The 23568-nt window shown below is 60.0% G+C and carries 17 protein-coding genes, 1 tRNA gene and 2 pseudogenes; 4 read left to right on the top strand and 16 right to left on the bottom strand.

Translation table 11 applies throughout. The features are described 5' to 3' along the window. Positions 1-374 precede the first annotated feature (374 nt). Entirely contained in the window at positions 375-731 is a 357-nt protein-coding gene (locus ACIPSK_RS18460) for a hypothetical protein (RefSeq protein ID WP_162118279.1), read from the bottom strand. A gap of 62 nt (positions 732-793) precedes the next feature. Here ACIPSK_RS18460 and ppdK point away from each other — a divergent pair, with 62 nt between their 5' ends. Further along, the gene (ppdK, locus tag ACIPSK_RS18465; protein ID WP_162118278.1) at positions 794-3502 is read left to right on the top strand and encodes a pyruvate, phosphate dikinase; all 2709 of its coding nucleotides are present in this window, start codon (positions 794-796) and stop codon (positions 3500-3502) included. Between the two features lie 38 nt (positions 3503-3540). Here ppdK and ACIPSK_RS18470 read toward each other — a convergent pair whose 3' ends face one another. From ACIPSK_RS18470 to ACIPSK_RS18480, 3 genes and pseudogenes are all read right to left on the bottom strand, one after another. After that, the gene (locus ACIPSK_RS18470) at positions 3541-3819 is read right to left on the bottom strand and encodes a hypothetical protein (RefSeq protein ID WP_162118277.1); all 279 of its coding nucleotides are present in this window, start codon (positions 3817-3819) and stop codon (positions 3541-3543) included. 119 nt (positions 3820-3938) lie between these two features. Continuing rightward, positions 3939-4072: pseudogene (locus ACIPSK_RS18475) on the bottom strand (endonuclease domain-containing protein); the annotation flags it as partial. Positions 4073-4121: 49 nt separating this feature from the next. Beyond that, on the bottom strand, positions 4122-4319 hold the full coding sequence (locus ACIPSK_RS18480; RefSeq protein WP_162118276.1) for a hypothetical protein: 198 nt from the start codon (positions 4317-4319) through the stop codon (positions 4122-4124). A 124-nt stretch (positions 4320-4443) separates the two neighbouring features. On the opposite strand from ACIPSK_RS18480, the gene ACIPSK_RS18485 reads away from it, so the two are divergent. Further along, on the top strand, positions 4444-4689 hold the full coding sequence (locus ACIPSK_RS18485) for a hypothetical protein (protein ID WP_003546063.1): 246 nt from the start codon (positions 4444-4446) through the stop codon (positions 4687-4689). A 60-nt stretch (positions 4690-4749) separates the two neighbouring features. Here ACIPSK_RS18485 and ACIPSK_RS18490 read toward each other — a convergent pair whose 3' ends face one another. After that, the gene (locus ACIPSK_RS18490) at positions 4750-5142 is read right to left on the bottom strand and encodes a hypothetical protein (RefSeq protein WP_162118275.1); all 393 of its coding nucleotides are present in this window, start codon (positions 5140-5142) and stop codon (positions 4750-4752) included. A 339-nt stretch (positions 5143-5481) separates the two neighbouring features. On the opposite strand from ACIPSK_RS18490, the gene ACIPSK_RS18495 reads away from it, so the two are divergent. Beyond that, positions 5482-6393, top strand: coding sequence for a DUF1499 domain-containing protein (locus ACIPSK_RS18495; protein WP_162118274.1), 912 nt, complete (start codon positions 5482-5484; stop codon positions 6391-6393). A gap of 461 nt (positions 6394-6854) precedes the next feature. Here the strand turns inward: ACIPSK_RS18495 and ACIPSK_RS18500 are convergent, their stop codons facing one another. The 3 genes from ACIPSK_RS18500 to ACIPSK_RS18510 are packed head-to-tail and all read right to left on the bottom strand — an operon-like array spanning position 6855 to position 9954. Beyond that, positions 6855-8576, bottom strand: a complete 1722-nt coding sequence (locus ACIPSK_RS18500; RefSeq protein WP_162118273.1) for an SDR family oxidoreductase — start codon at positions 8574-8576, stop codon at positions 6855-6857. Beyond that, a complete protein-coding gene (locus ACIPSK_RS18505) occupies positions 8573-9022 on the bottom strand; it encodes a thiol-disulfide oxidoreductase DCC family protein (protein WP_162118287.1) in 450 nt (149 codons plus the stop codon). Before ACIPSK_RS18505 ends, ACIPSK_RS18500 begins: the two co-directional genes overlap by 4 nt. Positions 9023-9045: 23 nt before the next feature. Then, a complete protein-coding gene (locus ACIPSK_RS18510; protein WP_162118272.1) occupies positions 9046-9954 on the bottom strand; it encodes an MBL fold metallo-hydrolase in 909 nt (302 codons plus the stop codon). A 159-nt stretch (positions 9955-10113) separates the two neighbouring features. Here ACIPSK_RS18510 and ACIPSK_RS18515 point away from each other — a divergent pair. Beyond that, positions 10114-10187 (top strand) — tRNA-Gln (locus ACIPSK_RS18515). A 143-nt stretch (positions 10188-10330) separates the two neighbouring features. Here ACIPSK_RS18515 and ACIPSK_RS18520 read toward each other — a convergent pair. From ACIPSK_RS18520 to ACIPSK_RS18555, 8 genes and pseudogenes are all read right to left on the bottom strand, one after another. Further along, a complete protein-coding gene (locus ACIPSK_RS18520) occupies positions 10331-12427 on the bottom strand; it encodes a 3'-5' exonuclease (RefSeq protein ID WP_162118271.1) in 2097 nt (698 codons plus the stop codon). A gap of 3 nt (positions 12428-12430) precedes the next feature. Next, complete coding sequence (locus ACIPSK_RS18525) at positions 12431-12817, bottom strand: hypothetical protein (protein ID WP_162118270.1); 387 nt, start codon at positions 12815-12817, stop codon at positions 12431-12433. A gap of 13 nt (positions 12818-12830) precedes the next feature. After that, on the bottom strand, positions 12831-14624 hold the full coding sequence (locus ACIPSK_RS18530) for a GmrSD restriction endonuclease domain-containing protein (protein ID WP_162118269.1): 1794 nt from the start codon (positions 14622-14624) through the stop codon (positions 12831-12833). A gap of 178 nt (positions 14625-14802) precedes the next feature. Beyond that, positions 14803-15183, bottom strand: a complete 381-nt coding sequence (locus ACIPSK_RS18535; protein ID WP_162118268.1) for a hypothetical protein — start codon at positions 15181-15183, stop codon at positions 14803-14805. Positions 15184-15510: 327 nt separating this feature from the next. Next, the gene (locus tag ACIPSK_RS18540; protein WP_162118267.1) at positions 15511-18474 is read right to left on the bottom strand and encodes a site-specific DNA-methyltransferase; all 2964 of its coding nucleotides are present in this window, start codon (positions 18472-18474) and stop codon (positions 15511-15513) included. Positions 18475-18476: 2 nt separating this feature from the next. Next, positions 18477-19283, bottom strand: a complete 807-nt coding sequence (locus tag ACIPSK_RS18545; RefSeq protein WP_162118266.1) for a hypothetical protein — start codon at positions 19281-19283, stop codon at positions 18477-18479. Further along, positions 19280-22318, bottom strand: a complete 3039-nt coding sequence (locus ACIPSK_RS18550; RefSeq protein WP_162118265.1) for a BPTD_3080 family restriction endonuclease — start codon at positions 22316-22318, stop codon at positions 19280-19282. The genes ACIPSK_RS18545 and ACIPSK_RS18550 overlap by 4 nt, the downstream gene beginning before the upstream one ends. Positions 22319-22652: 334 nt before the next feature. Further along, a pseudogene (locus ACIPSK_RS18555) lies at positions 22653-23436 on the bottom strand (SDR family NAD(P)-dependent oxidoreductase). Positions 23437-23568: the final 132 nt, after the last annotated feature.

Here is a 23568-nt window from a genome sequence, read left to right on the forward strand (position 1 = left end):
CGGACCACTTCTGTGGCAGGCCGTCCGTAATCTCCTCACGCGAAGTCGTCGCCACCTCTGCGAGCCGCCGCGACGACGCCGAAAACAATGCGATTATCTCCGCGCCCGCCTAACCTAGCGCATATGAGGGTTAGGGTGAGGGGCAGCCGCTCGCGCCAACCGGACAGCAGTGGGCCTGACCCGAGTATCCATGGAGCCGCCCCCGCAGACGCAATTTCCGTAAAGCGACGGCGCGGTTTTGCGCCCGGAAATTGCGCAAAATCCCCTGACGAGCAATAAACACCAGAAAAGGTCGGCTTCCTCGCCCCTCGTAGTCCATTTGGGTGATGCTCTTTTCGCTGACTTGCATTAGAAGTTGTTTCAACGCAACCTAATTACCCTGCTCGAAAGCGGGCGATCAAAGGTTGTGCATTGTCGAATTTGCGTGCGGTTTTCCGGGCGAGGGCAAGAACCGGAAACCGAGAGCAAATCTTGGGAAGGTAGCGATCTGTTTTCCCAGGAATTGCGTAAGACGAGGTCAGGCGGTTCTGCTTTACAAGAAAGCTGAGCCGCTCCTGGGTTGAGGGACCCCCCGTCCGGTTTTCCTGGCCGGACGGAAACAAGGCTTTGCGGGACATTGTTGCAGTCCCGCAAAGCTTTTTTTGTGCCTTGTTTTCTGTTTGGGCACCTTTCAACCGTTTCAACGCCGGCCGCAGCCAAGATTTATTGTGCAGCGCAACATTCTGCCGCATTTGTCGATTTTCATTTCAACACCAACGGATTAAGCTAGCCCCGATTTGGTGTTGGGGGGAAGATGACCAAGTGGGTCTATAGGTTCGGCGACGGGCAGGCTGAGGGCCGGGCGCGCGATCACGAGATTCTGGGTGGCAAGGGCGCCAATCTCGCGGAAATGTGCGCTCTCGGACTTCCGGTGCCGCCGGGGCTGACGATCGTCAGCGATGCCTGCAACACCTATTACAGGAACGGCCGTCACATCGAGGATGCGGTGAAGGCCGAGGTGCGCGCCGGCATATCGGCGATCGAGGCGATCACCGGCCGCCACTTCGGTTCCGTCAGCCAGCCGCTGCTGCTCTCGGTGCGCTCCGGCGCCCGCGTCTCCATGCCGGGCATGATGGACACCGTGCTCAATCTCGGCCTCAACGACGAGACGGTGCAGGCGCTCGGCCACGATGCCGGCGACGCGCGTTTTGCCTGGGACAGCTACCGCCGCTTCATCCAGATGTATGCCGATGTCGTCATGGGCCTCGGCAACGACGCCTTCGAGGAGATCCTGGAAGACGAGAAGGCCAAGCTCGGCCATGAATTCGATACCGAACTCAGCGCCTCGGAATGGCAGCACATCGTCTCGCTCTACAAGAAGCTGATCGAGGAGGAGCTGGAGCAGGAATTCCCGCAGGATCCCGAAGTCCAGCTCTGGGGCGCGGTCGGCGCCGTCTTTTCCAGCTGGATGAGCGCGCGTGCCGTCACCTACCGCCAGCTGCACAATATTCCGGAAGGCTGGGGCACGGCGATCAACATCCAGGCGATGGTCTTCGGCAATCTCGGCAATTCGTCGGCGACCGGCGTTGCCTTCACCCGCAACCCCTCGACCGGCGAGAGGGCGCTATACGGCGAATTCCTGGTCAATGCCCAGGGCGAGGATGTGGTGGCCGGCATCCGCACGCCGCAAAGCATCACCGAGGAGGGGCGGATTTCCTCCGGCTCCGAAAAACCCTCGATGGAAAAGCTGATGCCGGAGGCGTTTCGCGAGCTCTGCCGCATCTGCACCGAGCTCGAGATCCATTACCGCGACATGCAGGATATCGAATTCACCATCGAGCGCGGCAGGCTGTGGATGCTGCAGACCCGCTCGGCCAAACGCTCGACCCGGGCGGCGATGAAGATCGCCGTCGACATGGTCGACGAGGGGGTGATCACCGAGGACGAGGCGGTGCTGCGCATCGAGCCCTCAAGCCTCGACCAGCTGCTGCATCCGACGATCGATCCGCGCGTCACCCGCCAGGTGATCGGCACCGGCCTGCCGGCTTCGCCCGGCGCTGCCACCGGCGCCATCGTCTTCACCGCGGAGGAGGCTGTCGAGGCCGAAGCCGAAGGCCGCAAGGTCATTCTGCTGAGGGTCGAAACCAGCCCCGAGGATATTCACGGCATGCATGCCGCCGAAGGCATTCTGACGACCCGCGGCGGCATGACCAGCCATGCGGCAGTCGTTGCCCGCGGCATGGGCATCCCTTGCGTCGTCGGCGCCGGCACCATGCGCATCGACCAACGCAACGAGCGGCTGCTCGGCGTCGGCGTGACGCTCAAGAAGGGCGATATCATCACCATCGACGGCTCGGCCGGCCAGGTGCTGAAAGGCGAGGTGCCGATGATCCAGCCGGCGCTGTCCGGCGATTTCGGCCGCATCATGGGCTGGGCCGACCGCGCCCGGCGCATGACGGTGCGCACCAATGCCGATACGCCGGCCGATGCGCTCGCCGCCCGTTCCTTCGGCGCCGAAGGCATCGGCCTTTGCCGCACCGAGCACATGTTCTTCGAGGGTGAGCGCATCCATGTCATGCGCGAGATGATCCTGGCCGTCGACGAGAAGGGCAGGCGGCTGGCGCTCGACAAGCTCTTGCCGATGCAGCGGCTGGATTTCACCGGCCTCTTCACCGTCATGCACGGCCTGCCGGTGACGATCCGCCTGCTCGATCCGCCGCTGCACGAATTCCTGCCGAAAACCGACGACGAGGTCGCCGAAGTCGCCTTCGCCATGGGCATGGAAGCATCAACCCTTCGCCAGCGCGTCGATGCGCTGCACGAGTTCAACCCGATGCTCGGCCATCGCGGCTGCCGGCTGGCGATCTCCTATCCCGAAATCGTCGAGATGCAGGCCCGCGCCATCTTCGAGGCGGCGGTCGCCGCAGCCAAGGAGACCGGTGCTGCCGTCGTCCCGGAGATCATGGTGCCGCTCGTCGGCCTGCGCACCGAGCTCGATTACGTCAAGGCGCGCATCGACGAGGTCGCCGGCGAGGTGATGCGCGAGGCCGGCATGAAGATCGACTATCTCGTCGGCACGATGATCGAGCTGCCGCGCGCGGCCCTTCGCGCCCATGTGATTGCCGAAGCCGCCGAATTCTTCTCCTTCGGCACCAACGACCTGACGCAGACCACCTTCGGCATCTCGCGCGACGACGCCTCGGCCTTCATCCCCACCTATCAGCGCAAGGGCATCATCGAGCACGACCCCTTCATCTCGCTCGATTTCGACGGTGTCGGCGAATTGATCAGCATCGCCGCCGAACGCGGCAGGCGCACCCGCAACGACATGAAGCTCGGCATCTGCGGCGAACATGGCGGCGACCCGGCCTCGATCCGCTTCTGCGAAACGATCGGCCTCGATTATGTCTCCTGCTCGCCCTTCCGCGTGCCGATCGCCAGGTTGGCGGCGGCGCAGGCGGTGATTGCAGGCAGTCTGGAAGAGATCCGGCGCGGTCCGAAAGACCTGCGGGCAATCGTGTAGGATATTCGCTGGAGTTTGGGGCAGGGCGCCCGTGGCAGTCAGTGATACCGCCGCCAGTGATCGCGATAGATATAAGGCCCGTTCAGATCCCAGGCCATGTCGTTCATCAGCTCGGCACTTTGCGCCCGCGATTCGGCACGCCGGTCGAGATCGATGCGCTGCAGGCAGGTGGCAAACCCATCCGTGCCACGCCGGAAGCCATAGCCCAGACAGCGCTGCTCATCCGCCGCCCGCCGCTCCTCCGGCGTCATCGTCTGGCAGGCGGACAGCCCGGCGACGATGGCGGCGAGGGCGGTGATGAAAATGGGGATGCGCATGGGTTTGGTCCTTGGAATGCTTTTGCCTGAGGAAAGGCCATTCGGTAGGGGGCGTCAAGCTAGTGCCTCGGTTCGGATATTGCCGAGACTGGGTGATTAGGCGAGCCGTGTACCGTGCGGCCCCCTTCCGCCCTACGGGCACCTTCTCGAGGGGAGAAGAGGGCATCGAGACGTTGCGGCACATTCCCTTCTCCCCAGCGGGGAGAAGGTGGCCCGAAGGGTCGGATGAGGGGCCGCACGGCACGCCATTCATTGTTGCCTTCGCTTGCGCTCAGCGCATTCGCGACTTTGCGGCTCACCCTTCACGCCGCCCCAGCCGGATCCCCGATCGGCAGCAGCGCCGGATCAACCGGCGGATCCAGAGGATTCTTCGTATCGTCCGGATCCTGCGCCGGCGTCTGTGGCGGTTTTTGCTGGATGCGATCGGGAGTGCCTGATGTCGGCGTCGGGCCGCGCGGCATATCGGCATTGGGTGTCGGGATCGGGTGTTTGTTGGGCATGAGTGCCTCCTTTTCGAAAAAGGAACGGCAGCCTCGGCACTTGGTTCCACTTTTGCCGGCCAACCTTTCTATGCATCAGGGCCATTCCTATGTATGAGGAAAGCTTGCAAACCTTGGAACGAGCATGGCCCTTCGCGATCGATTTTCGAAAAAACTGAACTGTCCGCAATGCGGCAATGAGGGCTTTGCCGAAGCCTCGGAAGTCGATGATCCCAAGCGCAAGCATCCGGATTTCAAGGTCGATCAGCTGCCGCGCGGTTTTGGCGTGCAGCGGCCGTCCAACCACCAGGAAAATTTCGTGATCAAGTGCGAATGCGGGCGCAAGTTCCCTTTCCGCAGCGTCGCGGAAGCTGCGGCCGAGCGCCGGTAGAGCAATTCCAGGAAAAGTGTGAAGCGGTTTTCCGTCCGGAATTGCGTAAAAAAATGAAACTCAGATCCGCTGCAGCACTTCGATGAAGGCATCGGCGAAACGCACCAGCGGCGCGGTCTCTTCGTCGGGCGCCTGCATGCGGATTTCGGTGCCGTTATCATCGAGCAGCGCCAGCACGACGCGCATCTCCCGGCCATCGCCTGGAATGCGCAGCACGGCGATGCGCCGGCAATCGTCGATCAGGCCGCCGGCCGGCAGGTCGAACAGCAATTCGCCACCGGAGCGTGCCGCGGCCTGGCGCACCGCCGCGCAGAAGTCGGTATCGCCGCCGGCATAGCTTTCGAGCGAAAGTTCGAGCTCGAGCAGTTCCAGCGGCAGCATCGTTTCGGATTGGTGGTCGATCCCGCCAAGCGCGGACGCCTGCGGCCTTGCTGCCATGTCGGGTGAAATCATCCCGTCTCTCCTCTGCATCTGGAGATGAAACCGCGGCAGAATGGCCTTTTTTTGACATATCAGCAAGGGCTTATGAAGAGGGCCCCGCTTCGCCATGGCCATCGCCCAGGATTCCAACGCAATGCTTCAGACAATCGTTTCAATTTAGCCGAATCTTGCCCCATAGCCGGATGATTTTAGGCCGGGCCGGCCTAAAATCTGAATCCGGATCTAAATCAAAGAATAGAGCATGATGTCGTCCGAAAACCGCTTCACACTTTTCGACATCATGCTCTAAACAGGGTTGAGGCGATTTGCGTGGTCGAACGCGCGGGCGCTGACGAGCAACCGGTAAGTTTGATGGCCATCCGCTATGACCGCCCCGTTTCCAGCGCCGCCCGCTTTTCGCGGCTGCTCGGGGCGTTTTCCCTGGTGCTGGCGCTGGCTGTCATGATCGCCCATCGCTTCGGTGGCCTCGCCACACCCTATCTGGTGCTGCTGCTGATTGCCGCCGCCGGCGGCGCGCTTCTCGCTGTCATGCTCGCCGCACTCGGGCTGCGCAGCCTCTGGATGACGGGGGCCGAAGGCGGGCTGGCGGCGCTGGCGGCGCTGATCTATGCCGCCTTTCCGCTCGGCCTCGGCACCTATGCCGCCGAGCGCTACATGACGCTGCCTGATATCTATGACGTTTCCACCGATCCGGTCTCAGCACCCGACTGGCTTTCGCAGCCGTATTTCAACCAGATCTGGCTGAAGCGCAGGGTTGAGGTGACGGCGGAGGATCGCGAAAAGCAGCTCGCCGCCTATCCCGAACTCACCGGCCGGCGCTATGAGGGCGCGCTCGACCGCGTGCTGGAGGCGGTGCGCAAGGTCGCCAAGATGAGCGGCATGACCATCACCAGGAGCAGTGGCGACACCGAGCCCGGCCGCGATCCCGAGGACAGACCGGTCAAACCGCCCGAGGCGAGCGACGATGCCGTGGCCGATGCGCCCGATATCATCCCCGTGCCGACGCCGCGCCCCTATGACGACGATGTCGCCAAGCTGATCCGCGGCGTCAACGGCGTGACGCTGCAGGGCACTACCCGCACGCTGATCCTCGGCCTGCGCTTCGATTTCATCATTCGGCTGCGCGAAGAGGCCGAAACCACCTTCGTCGACATCCGCGTCGCATCCCGCTACGGCCAACACGACCTCGGCTTCAGCGCCGAAATCGCCGGCGATTATCTGAAGGCGCTGGATGCCGAGCTGTTGGGGATTGCGGGTGGGTGAGCAACGGTGGCGCAGAGCGCCAGCAATCGATCCAGTGAATCGATTGCAGTTGCGAACGCCCTGAGCCTAAAGCGAAGGGCCGGGAGAGGGTGCGGCAGGCTCGACAACCTTCTACCCCAATAAGAGGACAGGGGCTGTTATCCGAAGCGAGGCCCCGGCCGAGGAGATCGCCGAGACCTGCCCCTCATCCGGCTGCCGCCACCTTCTCCCCGTAAACGGGGCGAAGGGGATATGCCGCGACCTCTCGGTTCCCTCTTCTCCCCAGCGGGGAGAAGGTGCCCGTAGGGCGGATGAGGGGGCCGGCGAAGCCGGTCTTTCTTCACAACGCTCATGCGGAATTCGACAGCGCTCGCGTCGGCATGGCGGGATAGTTAAAATGAGAGGGCGTGCCGTGTGGCCCCCTCATCCGACCCTTCGGGCCACCTTCTCCCCGCTGGGGAGAAGGGGAGACATGCCCCCCCTCACTCCACCACCAACCACCCCGTATACCGCACCACCAGCCCCGTCAGTCGCCCACCAATCTCCACATGGAAGTGGAAGCGCCCATCGCGCTCCTCCTCATAGGTCTCCCCGCCAGGCGCCAGAAACATCGGCAGCGGAATGCCGCAGAACCGCCAGCCGCGCACGACGAGCCGCAGCTTTTCCCCATCCGGCACCAGTGCCATCAGCCCCCGGAACGGCCCGAAGACCTCGGCGAGCAGATGCCGGTCGCGGCCCTTTGCCTCGACCTGCCAGCTGCGGAACATCGTGCCGCCGAAATCGCGTGTCCAGATCTCCTTGTCGCCATCGGGCACGAAACGCACCGTGACCGGCACATCCTCGCCCGCCGGAGGAAAGCCGATCACCCGAGCGACGATCCTGGCCAACAGCCCGCCGCCGCGCTCGATCAGCGCCCGGCCGGAGGCGACGCGGGCGCCGCCGGCATGCAGGGCGGCGAGGGCGGGCGGCAGCTGATCCCAGGCGCTGCCGAGGATTCTCTGGTAGAGCGGCTGGCGTGCCTCCTCGTTTTCCATCGTTATGCCGGATGTGATCGAAAACCGCTGGAAGGCCGCTTCGAAATCCGCAAGCTGCAATTCGCCGGCCGCCGGCCGCGCCCCATTCTCCGGCCGCACGCCGGTCAGCAGCCGGCGCACCAGTGCTTCGACGCCGATCACGGGAATGAACGGCCCGTCATCACCTTCGGCAATCAGATGCCAGCCGCAGGAGAGCCGCTTTCCGGCGTGATCGACGCCGCCGACGCGGACGAACATGCCGCCGCGATGTTCGCCCATCGCGAATGCGTGGCTGGCACGCTGCAGCAGCCGCGCAAACGGCAGCAGCGACGGCAGCAGCCGGAGGCGGACGAGCCTGGCCGCGAGGCTGAGCAGGTGCTGCAGCGGCTGCGGCTCCGTGCCGACCCCGGTGAAAGTCGATTGCAGGCCAGCAAAACGCGCCGGCAGCAGCTTGAGATCCGGCGCATCCACCAGCAGGAATTTCCGGCTGCGCAGCGGCTTGACCCCCGGCGGCGCAACCGTCACCCGCATCGCATCGATCAGCCCGCGCCCGGAGGCCGGCTGCCCATCGCGCAGCACCGTGATCTTCTTGCCGGCATAGCTTGATATCGCCCTCACGACATTGAGCCCGATCTTGACATGCGCCGACGGGGCGATGCCCGCCGCGACACTGTCGACCTGGGAAAAATGCGGCGCCATCGCCTCGAGCGCGGCGAAGGAAAGCGCAGGCAGGCTGCTGAGCCCCGACAGAGCGAAGGTGCCCTTGGCCTTGGCCGTCGCATCCAGCCCACCGATGCCGGCGACGAAGCCGGTGCTGTCGGCGATATCGGCATAATCGATGCCGAGATCGATGCAGGCTTCGGCCACCTTATAGGCATTCTTGCCGAAGCTCTGGAATGGCCCCGAGGCATCGACGACCAGATCAGGCCTCATCCGCGTCAGCTGTTCGGTGAGATCGCCATCGCGATCAAAGCGCACCGCCTGCACCATCGCGCCGAGATTGTTGCTGCCGAGGCCCTCGGCGCCATCTTTCGGAGTCCGGAGATCGGCAACGAAATCGTCAGCCTTCTCAAGCGAGCGCCCCGCAACCAGCAGCCTCAGCCGCGGTTCATCGCCCAGCAGCCGGGCAAGCCGCCCGCCAAACGTGCCGTAGCCGCCGATGATGAGCAGGCAAAATCGCTCGCCGCTCATGCGATGAACCGGCTGCGATGCTGCGGCGTCGGCACCATGCAGCTTTGCCGGCCGGCAATCTTCAGCCTGTTGCGGGCGATGAATTCATAGAGCGCATCGGCCGCCCGCCGCGGCAGCAGCCGGAAGAGCTTGACCAGCGAATAGGGAAAGCCGAGCCCCGCCACCATGCGGATCGAGCCGTCGGACTTGAAGAAGGCGCGGCCGTTTTCGATGAGGATATTGGTCTCGTAGTCGCGCGCATGCAGCCCGTAATGCCGGTAGAGCGCTGCGCCGAGCGGCGTCTGCGCCGCGAGGAAGCGGTATCGCTGCTGCTTGTCATGTTTCAGCGCGAACTTCACCCAGCCGGAGCAGAACACGCATTCGCCATCGAAGACGATCAACGGCCGGTCATCGGCAAAATCAGGCACATCAGGATCTTCGCGATAGCTGTATTCGGCGCGCCCCATGCTCATTTCTCCCCTCATCTCCCTTACGCCGGCCGGTAGCTGGCGGCAAGCGAAGGCGGCCCATCCGCCGCAATCATACCGCGCTCCATCAGATCCTCGATATGGGCGAGCACGGAAAGGGCGGCCGCCCCATGCAGCTTCGGATCGGTATCGCGATAGATCGCCTTCACCATCTCGGCGATGCCACGATCGCCCGCCCGGATCCGCGCCAGCACCGCCTGCTCGCGCTTCAGTCGATGCGCTTTCAGCGCCCGCAGGAAACTTGCGGGCTCAGTCACCGGCCCGCCATGGCCGGGCAGCAGCAGGCCGTCCTGGCGCTCGATCAGCCGGTCGAGCGATTCCATGTAATCCGCCATCGAACCATCCGGGGGTGCCACGATCGAGGTCGACCAGGCCATGACATGATCGCCGGAGAACAGGATGTCGCGGCCTTCAAGCGCGAAGGCGGCATGATTGGCCGTATGCCCCGGCGTCAGCACCGCGCTCAGCGACCAGCGATCGCCCGCAATCGTCTCGCCATCGCCGATCGCAATGTCAGGCACGAAGGACAGATCCGAGCTTTCGGAAAAGGGATTGATCTCGCCATCCCTCAGCGGCCGCGCCGGCCGGTGCGGCCCTTGCCCCACCGTCACCGCCCCCGTTGCCGCCTGCAGCCGCCTGGAAAGCGGCGAGTGGTCGCGATGCGTGTGGCTGATGAAGATATGCGTCACCGAGCGGCCGCCAAGCGCTGCCATCAGCGCCTGGAAATGCGCCTCGTCCTCCGGCCCGGGATCGATGACCGCGACCGAGGAAGCCCCGACGATATAGCTGTTGGTGCCGAAAAAGGTGAAAGGCCCGGGATTCTCAGCCGTGATCCGCTCGACCCCTGAAACGACCGGCACGGCCTGCCCATAGGCCGGCTCGAAAGCGGGGTCGAATGCGGGACTGTCCATGAAGGAATGATCTCGGGCCGATGACGTCGCCAATTCCTAGCACGACGGCGGCCGCCGCGCATATAAATCTGCGCCGGGTTAAACTTAGTCATTGTGACGGGCGAAGAGCTTTGCTAATCAGGCGTCGATTTGAGCAGGCGGTTTCCGCTCAAGCTCTGGTGGGGCGTCGCCAAGCGGTAAGGCAACGGTTTTTGGTACCGTCATCCCTGGTTCGAATCCAGGCGCCCCAGCCAAGCTAAATTTGGTCCGTTCTGGACACATAGGTTACGCTTTTATTCCTCATCTTTGCGCCGTTATGAGGAGGCACCCCTCGTCGCCTATGGTAACATTATATAGATAACCATAGGATTGTATTTATATCTTCGCCGTCGTCGGATCAGACCTGAACCAAGTCTTCCAGGAATTCCGAGCCCGGTTTTAGGGCAGAGACGAAAAGATGATCCCTCGCGCGGGTCGCAGCGACGTAGAACAGCTGCCGTTCAGTCGCCACAACCTCGTCCAACTCGAACTCGTCGGCGACGTCATTGATGCGCGCTGCCAGCGGCAGGACGCCTTCATCGCAGGCGACGATCAGCACCGCACGGAATTCCAGCCCTTTTGCAAGATGCATGGTGCCGATTAGCACCGCTTCTTGAGCGTTTCGTCCCGCAAGCGATGAAGTGGTTCTAACGTCGGCAAGTTCGGCAATCTTCGATGCGCGGGCGATCTGGTCGTTTGACCGGCAAAATATGCCGATCTCGTTGGGACTTATCCCCTGTTCGAGAAGGTTGATGAGGAACCTAGAGGCAGTCATGGCTTCGTCCTCGATGGTTGGGGCGACGACGATAATCGGTTCGACGCCATTGAAGACTGAAACGGTACCCTTGCGCTGGTCTTCCTCGCCGTCGACGTCTCGAACATTATCGGGCAGGAGGCGATCCGCCATTCTCCGTATCTGATGCGAGGTTCGATAGTTGAGCTTGAGCGTGAACGACCGCCCTCGGATGTCGACGCCGAGCCCCTTCCAGGAGAAGGGTTGCTGGAAAATTCGCTGGCCAATATCACCCGCGAAGAAAAGTGCATCCTGTCTGTCGGGCACTATGGCGCTCAAGAACCGCAACTCTGCGACGCCAAGGTCCTGGGCCTCGTCAACAACGACATGCGTGTAAGGCTTTTCGCCGCGATCCCGGAAATGTTCGGTGACCACCGTGAACAGATCGGCGGAGGTCAACAGCGACTTCGACCTCAATTGCTTGCGAACATCGCCAAAGACAGCCCAGAGTTCTTCCCGTTGCTTCGAACCAAGCCGGTTCTTTCGTCCCATCCTCGGTACGGCCGCATAGGCTTCGGCGCTATCGATCTGCCAAGCGTCGATAACGTGCTCCCATTCGGAGTTCAGAAATTGCGGCGTGTATTTGGTGACGCTGGCGGCGATTGCCGCCTCGTTGACAATTGCCCGGAGTTTTTCTCGACCGACCAGATATGCTCTCCTTCCGGTGATAAGAGCGTACAGGTCAGCCGCGGCCTGCTCGAACGATGACATCGTCACGCTGTCGGCGAGGGAGGGGTTATCAACAAGCAGCACATTAAGCTTGCGCTTCAGAGCGGCGGCGAGTGGCTCCGAGAAGGTTGTCAGAAGCAGTTTCGCTTGCGGCTCGTTGCGTAGAGTGCGAGCGACACGGTGCAGCGCGACCACGGTCTTGCCGGTGCCGGCGGAGCCGACGACGCGAACTGGCCCGGAGGAGTCCCGGTCCACCAGCGCCCGCTGCGATGGATGAAGGAACACCGCCCACTTTTCGAACGGCTGATCCAGAGCGGCCGCCAGTTCCTCATGCCCTTCCAGGATACGGAAGCGCCGCTGTGCATCGGGATGGCTATAGGGATCGACAGCGACCGGCGCGGACTTTTTCAGAATTCCCGTTGCCGCATAATCCAGCAGCGCCTCGGCGGCTTCCTGCGGCAAATGATCCGCGAGCGCGAAGAACTTTTCCTCGCTGGCGTCAAGCACATCCTTGACCCAGTCCTCGGGAACGCCAATCGACAGAGCATCATCGGTGGAGAGTTTCGCAAACAGTGGCAGTGTGGAAACCGACGGGGCGGCCGGAACGAGGAACGGAAGTTCGGGCTGTCTTGCCGGTGCCAGCTGGACTGCAATCTCCTCGACGCGCTCGCGCACCTCTACGATCTGCACAGCGCCGGTGCGCGGATGGGTCTCGATTCTGCGTCGCTCTGCCCATTTGTAGGCATCGTCGTGATGGTCGACGTAGGCGAGCATCACGCTGTCGCCGGTCTTGTGGATAATAATCCGGAGATCACGGCTGACACGCACGGACCAGAAGTTCGGGTCCTTGGATGCATCGATCCTGTGGAACTGCAGACCGGGGCGGTTCGGATCGGTCTGCAGGTCGAACGCCGTCAACTTCACCTGCTTCTGCTCGTCATGGGTGAGCTTGGCGAGTGCGGCGGTGAAGCTGTCGGCGAGGATGGTTGTCATGGACTAGCTCAAGAAGTACCGACCGAGTTCGTCGCGTCTCAACCGACCCATTGAGGCAGCTCGGCTTAGAGAGGCAGGCACTGACGACAGTTTCATGCCGGGCATAAACTTCTCGATTGCCTCTTTTACTTCCCCGGACGTAAGACCGCCGCCAGACTCTGTGATTGCGCGGACGCAGAGCTGCAATATCTGCCCGTGTCCAGCACGCTGCGGATTTTCCTCAAGACCCAGGAAAATCTCGAGCTGTTCCTTGCGCTTTTCCAAAGCCTCAATCTGTTCGACAGTCTTTTCGAGTTCGGCGAGCGCTTCATCGCGCATTGCGGCCTCTTCATCAGCGATGCGTTGTTTCTCTTCTGCGATTCGCCGAAGTCTTTCTTCCAGTGAACTCACTTGAATTTCCTTTTTACTCTGCTGCTTCCGCGCCGAATTCGGGATCGCCCTGCAGCGACGCCAGTTTCTGCATGATCCGCTTTTCCCGCTCGGCAACGAACTGAGGAAGCATCATGATTGACCACAAATGCTCGTCCTCGGGGATCAGGTGCTTGGCGAGGAAGGAGTGATCCCGCGTCCTGATCCAGTCTTCGAAAGTTGCGTTATTCTTTTCAAGATTTTCTGCGCCGACGAGCAACTGGAGATTTCCAACACGGTTGGCGCAAGAGATCAACTCATCGATCTTCGACATGGGGATATTGTTTTTCATCAGGTGTCTGCGATCGACGCGGCTCTGGGGAAAAATGTGGTCAATGTGATGGGTGGTGGTCCCCCAACTCTTGTTATCGTAGAGCAGCGACAGCAGCAGGAACATTTGCTTGCTCCCATACTGCAGTTCCATCACCCCCTCGAGGGTCTCTCCGGTGAGGTAGGACGGCCGCTTGATTTGGCGCGACAATGCGGAGTTGAGATCGACGAGCGGAAAATTTCTTGAGGTCGATATTGCTGCTGCAATCGTATTCTTCGCTGCCCCGATCGTGCTGTCTGAAGTCCCGCCGAATACCCGGTTCAGAAGAGCTGCGATGAGCCAGCGGCGAATGCGCTCGGCATTCGAAATGTAGAACGATGTGGTCGCACTCATCAGGTCGAGATCGAGCTTGTGGAGGTAGTAAGCAATCGGCAGCAGAGCGTTCAAACTCGTAAGGTTCTCGCGATCGATACCGAAGCTGTTGACGAGCTGGAAGGTTCGCTTGAGGGATTGCTGGATTTTGGTCCAGTTCCCTCGCATGATTTCCAGATTACGGTTGGTGAAGTTCTTCACCTGATAGACATGATCGAGGTCTGAAAGCAGCAGGCACGCCTTCATCACGAAGTCTTTGTTGACATCGTTCTTACGATCCAGCCGGCTGTTCAGTGTTTCGACGAAATTGTAGATTTCTTCGCGCGCCGAGATGTCCGTCCATTTGGACGAGATCATCGACAGCATGAGATCGGACTTGCTGAGCTTGGTGCCACCGTCATTGGCGCGCACAAAAATCCCAAGTACACGGTCGTAGTCCTGGTTGGTCTCGGTATAGTAGCTCACAATCCTGTCGACCCAGATCATCTGGTGAAGTCGATCGAGATTTCGTTTCGCGGTCTCCTCCGTCATCCAGGTCTTTGATGGAGGCAGCCGACCTAGGGTTCTTTCGACAAAGACCTTGAAACTCTCGGGGTCCGGATAGTTCAGTATGTCCCCAACCTTGATCCATAGGTTTGCAGGGCCTGATTGTGGCGGTTTGTCGAAGAGCTCGAAACCATAGGGGTGTTCGATATCGTCATTGACGTCTTCTGATTTCGGAATCAGCGACGGATCGACAAGCAAATCAATGTAAAGCGTCTTCCGCTGCCAGGCATCAGGACTGTCCCAACGCCTGCCCTTTGATTTGACGGTGAAAGAGCCGCGCAGGCCGATGAGCAGGGACGTCAGCCGCTGCTGACCATCGAGAACCAGCGTCAGCTTACGTCCCTGTGTGCCGGCGAGCTCATTGTGCACTTCGCCGAACCGGAAGTGCTCGGCGAATTTGTAGATCTGCCAGCTCATCTCATTCTCGGGTGCGACGTCCCAGAGCAGGAAGGAACTGATTGGGTAGCCCTTCATGAGAGAGTCGAACAACGCAACCATTTGTTCGGGGCCCCACACATAGGGGCGTTGGATGGCCGGGAGGAAGTATTCGGCGTTGATCTTCTCGACCGTGGCAGCAATGGTCGTTGAATCATATGGCATTAAGTGTGTTCCAATCTGAAATCAGGCAAACCCGAGAGGATGGCTTAGGTCATTTGCGTTATTATCCAGTAACCAACACCTTCATCGCCGCAGCCGCCCTTGCAAGGTTTACCGTTCTTGAAGCTTCGAAACATTCAGCAAAATTGCTGCAGCGCTCTATACTTCTGATCTAGTATCCTTAGGGGAACCCGTCCGTCTCTGAAAAATCCTTCCCGTCAGGGATTTCCCAAATCGTGGCGGGGATGACCAGCTTGGCAAGATTGATGGGATCCAAGACAGAAACAGCTAACCGATGGAGGCTTATGATATCGTCTACATCAATAATGTCGTCCGGATCATTACAGGAGAAAGCTGTCGTCCGTTGACCGTCGAAATGCAGACGGTTTGCTAGAACTATCTTTCGCTCGGCCAACAGCCAGACCTCTGTGACCGAGGCGAGCACCCAATCATCTGAGGCCTCACTGGCGGCTACAGTGCCTCTGAGCGGAGTGCCCGCGTCCAGGGCCGCTATCACGATTTCTTTTCTTGCTCTGGCACTGACAAATTCCGACGGAGCCATCCTCCTGCCGAGCGACCCCCGAGGCGGTGGGCGCTTGTCCGTGCACTGATGCTTTGGCCAATCGCCTCCGAGGTCATCAAAAAATACACGCGATCCAAATTCGTTTTGATAGTAGTAGACCCGCGCCCCACACACTGGGCAGTGCGCGTTTGGATTCACGAAACTCGCTGCTTGTCGTCGTGACGAGACGTAGTACTCGCTTAGAACGCGTCTAGCGCGTTCGACACTGTCCTGACGAACATAAATTCGACGCGAGGAGTAGCCGCCAGGGTTCCAGCACCATCCGCAAGTGCAGTTCGAATAATGGTTGTGACCCGGCATATCTCCTCACACCCCAAACACTTTCAGCACCTCGTCCCCGAAGTGATTGATGACCTTCACCGCGATCCGTCCCGTGCTCGGGCGCGCAAACGGCCGTGACGTATCGGCATAGAGCGTCTCCCAAGCGTCCGGATCGATCTCCGCCTTCAGCGCAGTCTTCAGCGACTTGTAGGGATCGTTCGCGCCGAGGAAATAGGCGTGGCGAACGAAGAAGCTTTCCTCGTCATAGTCGGTATCGATGAACCAGGCAGCGATGCCCTTCACGTCATCGGAGCGGATATCGCCGGTGGAGGGGTCGAAGACGTCGACGCCGTGCACCTTCACCTTGATTTCGCCGTTAGGCGCATCGAGGATTTCGACGTCCGGCTCGCCGAACACGACGAAGAGGTTGCCCTTCCCGGTGTTCTTCAGGTCCGCGGCCATGTGCAGGTCGGGGTTCATGCGCGCCTTCAGGATGGCGAGTGGGCCGAGGCGGTTGAGGTCGGTCGCCTGGGCGTCGAAATTGAAGGCGGAGGCGACCAGCACGTCGAAGCGGGCGTCGGAGGCCTCCCGGGCGGCGGCGGTGATCTGGCTGCGAGTCAGCGTGCCGAATTCCGGGCCGATCAGGATCGCCGCGCGTTTCTCCACCGCGCCGCCATCTGCATAACGGCCCTCGGCGGCGATATAGTTGCCCGGCCAAGGCTCGATGGAGTTGAAATGGATCGTGTCGGCCTTGGCCTGCTGGTGCACGCCAGCTCTGCGCAGATGCGAGAGCACCATCTCCCCAAAATCGGCCTCCGGCATGTTGGCAGGCGTGGAGGCGCGCGACGTGATCGTGCCTGATGCCGCAAGGTCCGCTCCCAGTGTATCCTCGCGTGCGGCTACGACGCGGTGCGGCGACAGGCTCTCGACGGTGAAGGGTCCGGCGACGCGCACCTTGCTCTTGTCCTCATAGGGGCGGTCATAGAGCAGCTCGACATCGGCAGCGCGGGCGATCGAGGCATCGATCTCCGTCTGCCGGGCAGTGCGGCCTTCCCACCAGTCGGCATGCAGTTTCCGCGCCTTTTCGGTCATCAGATGCACCTTGGCCTGTCCGTCCTTGCTGTCCAGCCAAGCGTCCAGGTTGCGGGGGATTTCCCATTCCTCGAAGGTAGTCGAAAGCGCGTTGTTCAGTTGTCGGCGCAGCGGCTCTAGTACCTCCTGCCACTTCTCCCAGATCACATCGATCTCGGCATTGTCAGCGATGCTTTTCAGTGTGATATGCGGCGCGCGCTCATAAATGAAACCCTGACGGATATCAGCCGTTATCGGATTGTCAGCAAGAATCCTGCCGGAAACCACCTGCTCCTTGGCCCGGCCTTCACGGGAGTCAGCCAACAAGTAATAGGGATAGCGTGCGCTCATCAACCTGGTGCGAGCCAGCGCGAGCGCCACCCGGGAGGTGTCGATGGTAATCCAGCGACGGCCCCACTGTTCGGCAACATAGGCTGTGGTGCCGGAGCCGCAAGTGGGATCAAGCACGAGGTCGCCGGGATCGGTCGTCATTAGTATGCAGCGCTCGATAACTCTCGGAAGAGTTTGCACCACGTAAAGGCGATCTTCCCCGAACCCAGAAGTTTGTGTGTCCGTCCAAATGTTCGTGTATGGCGTGACGGGGTAGTCATCTATGAAGTATACAAAACGCAAGTTCTCGCCTTGAGGATAAAGGCGCTTGGTTTTTGCAATACGCTCGACGCCACTGTTAGTTACACTCCAATGGCGTCCTTTCGTGGGATTATAATTTCTGCCCTCATAGAAGATCGGCCTATCTCGTTCGCTAGGTCCCATAGATACGATGGGATAGGGCTGAAAGATCTTGCGTACTTCGATTTTTTCTTTCTCAAATTGTGTGAGTGAGGCTCGAACACCATTTGCGGCTTCGCCATACTTGTACTGTGTTGCACCCTCGTCTCCGGGTTTTCTGTCGAAGTATAGCCGGCGATATTTGGTGGAGGCAGATCTTCCATACCAAAGCACAGTGTCAAAAATAGACGAGATATATGAGCTGCTGTGACCGCCTGTGGTCTTGAATTTCAACTCAGAACGAAATCCATCTTCCCCAAACACCTCATCCATCAGCGCCCGAACGCGATGCACGTTCTCATCGCCGATCTGAACAAAGATCGAGCCGCTTTCGGCGAGTAATTCCCGCGCCACCATCAGCCGGTCGCGGAGATAGGTGAGATAGGAGTGGATGCCGTCCTTCCAGGTGTCGCGGAAGGCCTTCACCTGTTCCGGTTCGCGGGAGACGTCCTCCTTCTTTCCGTCCTTCACGTCCCGGCTCATGGTCGAGACCTGCCAGTTCGAATTGAACTTAATGCCATAGGGCGGGTCGAAATAGATGCACTGCACCTTGCCGCGCATCTCCTCGCGCTCTGCTAGGCTCGCCATCACCTGCAAGCTGTCGCCGAGGATGAAGCGGTTCTGCCAATGCTTGGTATGCTGGTAGAATTCGGCCCGCGCCTCCGGATCGGCAATGCCGTTGAAATCGGCAAACAGATCGGGCGCGTCGGTTTTGTCCTGGCGCGCCTTGTTGGTGCCACGCTTGAGATCGTCGATGATCGCCTTGGGATGCACCTTTTCCTGAATATAGAGCGGCGGCGCATTGACCACGAGATCGGACCAATCCTGCCGGTCCTTGCCGCGCCAGACGAGTTGGGCATCGCCGATCTCCATCTCGCCCGTCTCGGCAAGCTGCCGCATCTGCGCTTGCGTGATCTTGATCTTCGCGCCGTTCCAGATGATCTGCGGATCGCGGTCCAAATCCCGGTCGCGCTGCTCGCCCTTCGCCAACGGCCGGTCACGCGGGATGCGCATCTCGCGTGCTCCTTCTCCGAGCAGCTCAACCTGCTGCTCGTAGAGGGACGCCATCTCAGCCGTCGGGTTGTTCAGTCGCACCGCTCCGTCATGGGTCAGCGTGGAAACGTCTTTTTCGCGCGGCGCCTTGGCCATGATTACTTCTTCCTGCTTGTTTTAGGCCGCTCGGAGATAAGGTTTTGCAAGCGTCCTTCGAAACCGCCCTCAATCATCTTTCCCATTTTCAGCAATCGTCTGCTTTGCTCTGATCCAATTGCATCCAGAAAAGCACTAATCTTATTGATGATGAGCGATCTGCCGACGGGATTGCTGGCGGATAGCCAGAGATATTGATCGACAATGCGTTCCGCGTGAAAATGCCTAGCGGCGAGGCCGTTATGTTCCAGTGCGGCATTCATTTCCTGTGTCAGAGCGGCAAACTCGGCGTTGGCGAGCCTCTCGTAGAATTTAACGGCCTTCTCCCGCGCCGTTCCCGACTTGATGCCCAGCGCCTCTGCGGCCAACCGGTCGAACATCGTCCAGCCGTCCGGTGCGACAAACCACGAAAGCTTGGTGACGCCAGACACTAAATCGTAATGAGTGAGGCGGTCGTTATCGTCATGGTTTCCCTTCAGCTCGGTCACAATATCAAGGCACAAGTTGAACCGATCCGTCATGCTTTCGCATGCGCTGAAGTCACGGTTACGGCGGTTTACCGCTTCGGCGATCCTTGTTGCTCGTCTCGCGGAAATTTCACCGTCCGGATCGTTCTTCTCTTTTCGAATTCCGCGGGCTATCCCGTAATCCTTGGCGATCGATCTCACCAATTGCGCGTCGATAGCTCCTGTTTGACCGATACGCTTTAGATAGGCGAGATCGTGGCTCGCCCACCACCACCAATATCGAATGGCGGCCAAGACCGGGAGCGAATTGAGATTTCCCTCTGACTGTCGAGAATCGATCATGCCGACTCTCGCGCTGTCGTCGCACCAAAGGCTTCGACGAGCTTCGCGTATTCCTCCTCCATCGCAAACGCGTCACGGAATTCTGCAAAAGCCCAGCGGCCATAGACCTTTAGATTGTTCACCCCCGGCACCCAGAGGTTCGTCATGGTCTCGGCCTTGATTTGTTCGTCGAGACCACGGAAGCCTTTGACCTCGATGATCAGGTTCAACGGATCGTCCGGCCCCCGGTCGTCAGCGAGCTGAACGATGAAATCGGGCAGGTAGCGACGCGGCGCGCTGCCGGAGCGATAGGGGACTTCAAAGCCGAGCGCCTGATTCTTCACGTAGGAGATCGTTGCCGGATGGGCTTCCACGACACGGGCAAACTCTGCCTCCCAATCACTGTCGCAGACCACGTAGTTCACGTGGCTAAGCCGCGTTTCCCAGAGGGTCTGTTTCGTCGTGATGAAGGAAACGTGGTCAGTGTAACCGTGCGGATTGTAGGGATCGAGCATAGCCTTCACGACGCTCTCGCCCTCTTCGCCGGCGCTGCGGACGATCGCCTGGTAGATCAGTTCCGAAGCTTTCTCCGCCAGCTCGGCATAAGTCAGCATGCCCGCTTTGGTGCCTCCGGTTAGCTTCAGGCATTCGTTGACCCAGCGACGCGTGATCGGCTGCACTTGATTATAGAGCATGTAAGGCGGGTCTTCAGTGCCGTCTCTGAGGTAGCGTTCGATCAGGAATTTCGTCAGACGGATCGCCACTTCCGATGTCCGCATATCGTCGAGTGCGTCGGGCGAGATGTCGATGCCTTCGCCGACAAGCCCCTCCAGCCGAACAGTACACGGGCCGACAAGCTCTGGTGTTAGCGTCAGGATGGAATCTGGGCCGAAGGAAGCGGAAAAGTGATCTGAGGGAAGTTCTGTGCGGTAACCCGCAACGCGCGGAAACTGGATGGAGAGGTTCGAACGCTCCTTGAGTGCATAGACGCGCGTTGTTGGCTTTGGCGGATTGCGAACTACAGTTTGCGGTTCGGTTGCGAAATCGAAAGGAATGCCAAGAATGTCGGCATATTCCGTATTGAAGAGACCGCGATCATTGAGTTCATAGGACTGTCGGCGAAGACCGCGACCGATAACCTGTTCACACAGCAACTGGGTGCCGAAGGCGCGGACACCCAGGATATGGGTCACGGTGTTGGCATCCCATCCCTCCGTTAGCATGGATACGGATACGACGCAGCGGACTTGCTCGCCAAGCCGTCCCTTTTGCCCGACTGTATTCATCACCTCGCGGAGAAGCTCGGCTTCACTGACTTTTTCTGCTTCGGCAGCACCATCACGTTCGGCTTTTTCGCGTTTGAACTGCTCGATCTCCGCCTTGGCGATCTCGCGGAAGTTGCTGTCGAGAGCTTCACCGGACTCCAGCTGCTGCGAGTCGATCAGCAGCGTGTTCATTCGCGGCAGCGGGTTGCCGTTGCGATCGTAATTGCGAAATAGCTCAAGGTTTCCTTGGTGCTTGGTCTGTCGCTCGCCTTCGACCTCTCGTTCCCAGCCCGAAATCCACTCGTAAATCAGCTTGGAACTGGAGGTGTTGTTACACACGACGATGAAGACTGGAGGCACACCGATGCCCACCTTTCGCCAAGCCTCGAACTCTTGTTCGTAATGTGAGTAAAGCGAATAGAGCGCAGTCTGTAGTTCGGCCGGTAGGCTGTGTGGGTCGAGGTCGCCCGATTTCCCCGCCCCCTTCTTCGGCATCTTCTTGCCGATGTGGTCCCACAGATTACGATAGACAGGCGTCGCTGCATTGACGGAGTTGTCGGACACCGGAACCCGAGGCAACTTCACAATGCCGCATTCGATCGCGTCGACCAAAGAGAAATCCGAGACGACCCAAGGAAATAGCGTTCCCTCCTCATAACCTGAACCGCGCAGGAAAAAGGGCGTCGCCGAAAGGTCATAGACGGCACGTACGCCAACCTTGCGCTTCAACGCTTCAATGCCTGAAATCCAGAGGCGAGCCGCTTCGTTGTTCTCCTTCGCCTCCTCCTTTTCCTCGCCCTTTAGTTCGTCCTCTTCATGGGTCCCCGGGCGTTCGCGATAGCAATGGTGGGCTTCGTCGTTAATCACCACGACGTTCTTCATCTGGAGGAGATCGCCGCAGGCGCGCTGCAGCATCTGTCCTTCCGTTTCCAGTTCCTCGATCTGCTCGCCTTTCCAGCCCTTCATCAACCGGAGGCCGACGGCATTCAACTCGTGTGCCTTGCGGCGCTGAAACACGTGGTAATTGACGATCGCGATCTTCGCCTTGTTGAGATCGGCCATCATGTCCTGAGGCACGAGCTCGCGCGAGCGGTAATAGCTGTTGCCGTCGGAAGGGTTGAGAACTCGCAGACGGTCCTTGATCGTGATGCCCGGCGCAACGATCAAAAAGCCGCGGGAGAAGAGAGTGGAGTTCGGCTGACGCGCTGCATTGATCGACTGCCACGCGATCAGCATTGCCATGACCGTCGTCTTACCGGCGCCGGTCGCGAGTTTCAGAGCGAGGCGGAAAATCTCGGGGTTTGCATCCTGATTGGCCTCTTCCAGATGTCGGAATAAGTGCGAGTACTGCTTGTTTTTCCGTGCGACCTCAGAAAGCCAGATCGCGGTTTCAACCGCTTCCGCTTGACAGTAGAAGGGCCGAGGGCCGGAGAAGCTATCGCTCCGCCAATGTTGAAGCAGACGCTGCGTGACTGGTGTTACGCCCCAATCGTTAGGATTGGGAAGAGAGCGCCACGATGCGATATGGCCGCGAATTTCGTTGATGATCGGCGTCGGATTATAACGGCTGCCGCCATCCCGAGCCTCTTGGTCGAGATCAAGCGAGGCTTGTGTTTTTTCTCCGACCTTGCTCTTCCGACTCTTGGGTACGGGAGCGACATATTTCGAGCGACGCCGGCCTTCGATAGGCGGATGATCGAGCGGCTCCCCGCTTTCTGATAGTGCATGATGCCGCGTGGGAACGTCATATGGAGAGTTCAAAATTGGTTCGGCGTAAAAGGGTTTGGTCATATTCATGCGCTCATGAGTCGGCGCGGTAATTGAAATCTGAGAGCGGGCGGTTTTGCAACTTATGATTTCTTCTATCCATAAGAAACTCCAAACGATATCCGGTGAATTTCGGCCAGGATAGAATTTTAAGAGGGCTCAAGGCGCGTTGATCCAGCCGCTCTCTTCCCGATAGTCTTTCAGTTCGAGAGTAGAATGCGGCGATGGGTGCCGCTCTTGTATTTGCGAAAGCAGGATGATGAGCAGGCAGCACGCGCCTCCCTTTTAGTACAGCGGGAGGCGAGCCGGGGACTAGGTCGCAAGGGTAATGTCCTGCTGGACGAGAGCGCGCTTGACCTTACTCCCTCCCCACAAACAGCCGGACGCCAGTCAGTTCCGCAAGCTTCCCCACCAGCGCATCCTGAAACCCAGCATGCGTAACCTCCGGCGAAGCCTCCCGCCGCTGCCGATGATACCAATACCCACCGCTGAACCTGGCAGCTTCGTCCTCGCTCGTCGCAAGCCATGTCTGCGTAAGATGCCCCATTTCGAGGTCATCGGGCGCGCCGGGCGCCGCCCATCTTGGTCGGCACCCAGCCGGGGTCGACGGCGTTGCTGAGCACATCCGGCCAGTGGCGGGCGACGGCGGCGGCGAGGGTGGCGATGTAGAGCTTGCTTTCGGAATAGGCTTGGCTGGCGTTCCACGGCCGCTTCTTCCAGTCGATATCGCCAAGGGCGCTGCCGCCGCTACGGTGCATGCCGCTGGTGAGATAGATCAGGCGATCGGGGGGGCGGGTGATCCAGGCGGTGAGCAGATAAGGGGCAAGCACATTCACCGCCAGCGTCTTGGCGTGACCATCAGGCGTTTCGCCGCGGCTCCGCTCGAGGTAGATGCCGGCATTGTGGATGACGGCGTCCATGCGGCCGATGGTGTTGACCTGAAGGGCGATCGATCGCGTTTCGACGGCGCTGGCGAGATCGCCGATGACGATGCCGAGTGCTGCAGCCGAAATTTCGGAGATATCGGAGGCACGCTCGCTGGAGCGGGCATGCAGCACGACCTCGTGGCCTTCCTTCATCAGGGTGCGAGCGGCGGCGAGGCCGAGGCCATCGGTGGAACCGGTGATGAAAATGCGGCTCATGGGGGCTCCTTTCGCGGTCGTCGCGCGTTTGCCCGTTCTCGTTGCCAGCTTTGGTGCGAGCTCATTGACTCTCAAAGAATAGCGATTTCAGACCTCAAGCCAGGTTGACTGTCACGAATCAAACTCAAAACT

The sequence above is a fragment of the Rhizobium sp. LARHSG275 genome, from assembly GCF_052871115.1.